3 protein-coding genes are annotated in these 2,967 nt (G+C 73.5%); 2 read left to right on the top strand and 1 reads right to left on the bottom strand.

Annotation, left to right across the window (positions count from 1 at the left end; translation table 11 throughout):
- Positions 1 to 126: 126 nt before the first annotated feature.
- Together SSBG_RS03765 and SSBG_RS36010 are read left to right on the top strand one after the other, a co-directional pair.
- Positions 127 to 2,004 (top strand): ABC transporter ATP-binding protein, encoded by a 1,878-nt coding sequence (locus SSBG_RS03765; protein WP_037868875.1) that lies wholly within the window; start codon positions 127 to 129, stop codon positions 2,002 to 2,004.
- A 300-nt stretch (positions 2,005 to 2,304) separates the two neighbouring features.
- On the top strand, positions 2,305 to 2,550 hold the full coding sequence (locus SSBG_RS36010) for a hypothetical protein (protein WP_420790260.1): 246 nt from the start codon (positions 2,305 to 2,307) through the stop codon (positions 2,548 to 2,550).
- Positions 2,551 to 2,556: 6 nt separating this feature from the next.
- Here SSBG_RS36010 and SSBG_RS03755 read toward each other — a convergent pair.
- A partial coding sequence (locus SSBG_RS03755; protein WP_037868874.1) for an aldo/keto reductase occupies positions 2,557 to 2,967 on the bottom strand: 411 nt, incomplete at its 5' end.

Genomic DNA, 2,967 nt, shown 5'->3' with positions numbered 1-2,967 from the left:
CCGCCGCGTTCCCCCGCCTCACCGCTCCCGTCCCGGTGTCTGGTTCTCGCCGGTCCGCGTTAAATGCGTGGACCGCGTGCCCGGCGCGAGGCAAGACTTCCGCTTTCCGGACCAACGGGGAGTGAGATGGGAACAACGGACACGGAGAACGAACCGCCCGGCAGGAGTGCCGTCGTGCTGGCCCTGCGCCACTACGGCCAGGAACTGGGACGGCAGTGGAACCTGGCGCTGCCCGCGCTCCTGCTGCCCTCTCTCGGCAACATCGGCACCCGCTACCTGGGCCCGCTGCTGATCGCCAAGCTCGCCGGGCGGATCGCCGACGAGCGGGGACTCTCGCTGGGCGAGGCGACGCCCTACATCATCGGCTTCGGCGCGACGCTGTTCCTCGCCGAGGTGCTGTGGCGCGTCGGCCTGCACTGCCTCAACCGGGTCGAGGCACGCGGCATGGAACACCTCTACGTGCGGGGGATGGACGAACTCCTCGCCAAGGACCCGGCGTTCTTCCACGACAACTTCGCGGGCTCCCTCACCAAACGCGTGCTCAGTTACGGCAAACGCTTCGAGGACGTCGTGGACACCATGATGTGGAACGTCCTCGGCAACCTGGTGCCGCTGGTCTTCGGCGCGGTGGTGCTGTGGCTCTACGAACCGCTGCTCGTCGTCGGCCTCGTGGTGATGATCACGATCACCACCACGGCCGTGATCCCGCTGATCAGGCGCAGGCAACGCATCGTCAACGACCGGGAGGCGGCCCTGGCCCGCGTCTCCGGGCACGTCGCCGACAGCCTCACCAACGTGGAGACCATCCGCGCCTTCGCGGCCGAGGAGCGGGAGGCCGGGGAGCACCGCGCGCGCGTCGCCGAGTCCCGCCGCCTGACCCTGCTCTCGTGGGACTACGGCAATCTCCGCGTGGACACCCTGATCGCCCCCATGTCGGTGCTGACCAACGTGCTCGGCCTGGTGCTCGCCCTCGCCTTCGCCGGCGGCGGCGCGGGCGTCGAGGAGATCGTCGTGGCGTTCACCTACTTCTCCAACGCCAGCGCGATCATGTTCGACTTCAACCAGATCTACCGGCGCATCGAGAGCTCGGTGACCGAGGCCGCCCAGTTCACCGAACTGCTCCTGGAACCGGCCACCGTCCTCGACCCGCCGGAGCCCGAACCGCTCGCCCCGAAGGACGCCTCCGTCCGCTTCGAGGCCGTGCACTTCGCGCACTCCGGCACGAAGCCCCTCTTCCGGGGCCTGGACCTGGACGTGCCCGCCGGGACACGGATCGGGCTCGTCGGCAGGTCGGGCGGCGGCAAGACGACGATGACGCGGCTCCTGCTGCGGATGTCCGACATCGACGCCGGGCGCATCCTGATCGGCGGTCAGGACATCAGCCGGCTCCGCCAGCGGGACCTGCGCTCGCTCATCGCCTACGTCCCGCAGGAGCCCGCGATGTTCCACCGGAGCCTGCGCGACAACATCGCCTTCGCCCGGCCCGGCGCCACCGACGCGGAGATCCGCGCGGCGGCCGGGGCCGCGCACGTCACCGAGTTCGCCGACCAGCTCGCCGAGGGCTTCGACACCCTGGTGGGGGAGCGCGGCGTCAAGCTCTCGGGCGGCCAGCGCCAGCGCGTCGCCCTCGCGCGGGCCATCCTACGCGACGCCCCCGTCCTGGTGCTGGACGAGGCCACGAGCGCGCTGGACTCGGAGAGCGAGATCCTCGTCCAGGACGCGCTGTGGCGGCTCATGGAGGGGCGAACGGCACTCGTCGTCGCCCACCGGCTGAGCACCGTGGCCGACATGGACCGCCTCGTCGTCCTCGACCGGGGCAGGGTCGTCGAGCAGGGCAGCCACGAGGAACTGCTCGCCTCCGAGGGCACCTACGCCCGGCTGTGGCAGCACCAGTCGGGCGGCTTCCTCGCCGAGAGCGAGGACACCACCGGCGGCGAGGACGCCCCGCGGGCCGTACCCCCCGGCGGGCTGCCGGGACCGGCCGACCCGGCGCGCGCGCTCTGAGCACGGTGCCGAGGCCCGGCCCCCGCCCGTACGGGAGGTTCCTCCGGTACGGGCGGGTGCCGGGCGCCGCCGTCCGAGGGCGTCGGCCGCGTCGTGCTCCGCCGGGCGGGTGGCCGAAACCTAGGGTGCTCCCATGCGAGACGTTCCCGGGTGGGCTCTGTTCGCCGCCGTGTGCGCGCCCTTCGTGCTGGTCGGCGCCTGGTCGGGAGCGCAGGCGCTCCAGGGCCCCGGATACGATCCCGCCACCACGACCATCAGCGTGCTGGCCGCGGGCACGGCGCCGTCGCCACCACCGGTTTCGTGCTGCTCGCCCTGTGGCCGGTCCTGGCGGCCGACCGCTCGCGCACACCGGTGCCCCGGGGCCTGCGGCCACGCGTCTGCGCGGGCGCGAGCGCGGTCATGGCCCTGGGCGCCGTCCTCCTGCTCGCCTCCCTGCTCGCCGGGCGGGCGACGGGGATCGTGGAGCGCGCCCTGACCTTCGTCCAGGCCGTGTGGCCGCTCCTCGTCGTCCTGTCCTGCCGCCGCCGCTCCCCGCGCCCGCGCTGAGCGCGCTCAGGCACCGGCCTCCAGCTCGGCCCACACCTCCTCCGGGACCCCGTGGGCGAGGTGAGCGGCCGCCGAGGTGACCTCGGCCGGGCTGCGGAAACCGGCGAGGACGCTCGCCACGACGGGGGCACGCAGCGGGAAGCACAGGGCCGCCCGGGGGAGCGGGACGCCGCGCGCGGCGCAGCGGGCGGCGAGGTCGCGGGCCCGGTCGAGCACGGGCGCGGGCACCGTGCCGTAGTCGTAGCGGCCGCCCTCCTCGGGGTGGTCGGTGCTCAGCAGCCCCGAGTTGAAGGGTGCCGCGGCGATCACGGAGACCTCGCGGGCGGCGCACTCCGCGAGGAGCGGCGCGGCGGCGCGGTCCAGGAGCGTCCAGCGCCCGGCCACCATCACCACGTCCGGGTCGCCCTCGGCGACGAA

The sequence above is a fragment of the Streptomyces sp. SPB074 genome (assembly GCF_000154905.1).
Lineage (GTDB): Bacteria > Actinomycetota > Actinomycetes > Streptomycetales > Streptomycetaceae > Streptomyces.
The sequence above is the reverse complement of the archived record's forward strand: the minus strand, read 5'-3'. Positions and strand labels throughout refer to the sequence as shown.

Excerpts from the sequence above, each read along its gene's own strand:
- SSBG_RS03765 (WP_037868875.1), top strand. The coding sequence starts at position 127 with ATGGGAACAACGGACACGGAGAACGAACCGCCCGGCAGGAGTGCCGTC.